The 693-nt window shown below is 59.6% G+C and carries 1 protein-coding gene; it reads right to left on the bottom strand.

Annotated elements, in window-relative coordinates; all coding sequences use genetic code 11:
* A partial coding sequence (locus tag GFB48_RS17310) for an IS3 family transposase (protein WP_163938754.1) occupies nt 1-693 on the bottom strand: 693 nt, incomplete at both ends.

The following is a 693-nucleotide window of genomic DNA, read 5'->3' as shown; positions in this document are numbered from 1 at the left end:
CGTGATTGTAGTACCGGATGTATTCGGCAATGGCGCGTCGCAGTTGGTCGATGTCCGCGAAGCGCTCTAACCGGAAGCACTCTGACTTGAGTGTGCCGAAGAAGCTTTCCATTGCCGCATTGTCTAGGCAGTTGCCTTTGCGGGACATGCTCTGGCGCAGGCCTCGCGCGGCCAGTTTGCGACGATACGCTGCCATTTGATACGGCCAGCCTTGATCCGAATGCAGCATCGGCGTCTCGCACGGGCGCAGCTTGCGCAACGCCTTGTCGAGCATCTCCCGGATCAGCGTGTAATCAGGTCGTTCACTGGTTTGCCAGGCGACGATCTCTCCGTTGTACAGGTCCAGGACGGGCGACAGGTACAGCTTTTTGCCGCCGACGTTGAACTCCGTCACGTCCGTTACCCACTTCTCGTTCGGCTTGCTCGCCTCAAACTCGCGCTGTAGCAGATTGGGAGCAACCCGCCCGACTTGCCCGCGGTAAGAGCGGTATTTCTTCGGCCGCACGAGTGACTTCAACTGTAGCGCCGACATCAATCGCTGTACGGTCTTGTGATTCACCAACGTCCCTGCCCGACGGAGCGTCGCCGTGATCCGGCGGTAGCCATATCGGCCCTTGTGCTGGGCATAGATGTGCTGAATGCGCTCCTTGAGCGCGCCGTGACGATCCTCTGCCTGGCTTGTCGCCATCTGGT

Origin of the sequence: Paraferrimonas sp. SM1919 (assembly GCF_010993985.1) — a bacterium.
Taxonomy (GTDB): Bacteria; Pseudomonadota; Gammaproteobacteria; order Enterobacterales; family Shewanellaceae; genus SM1919.
This window is presented reverse-complemented; position numbering and strand designations above follow the sequence as displayed.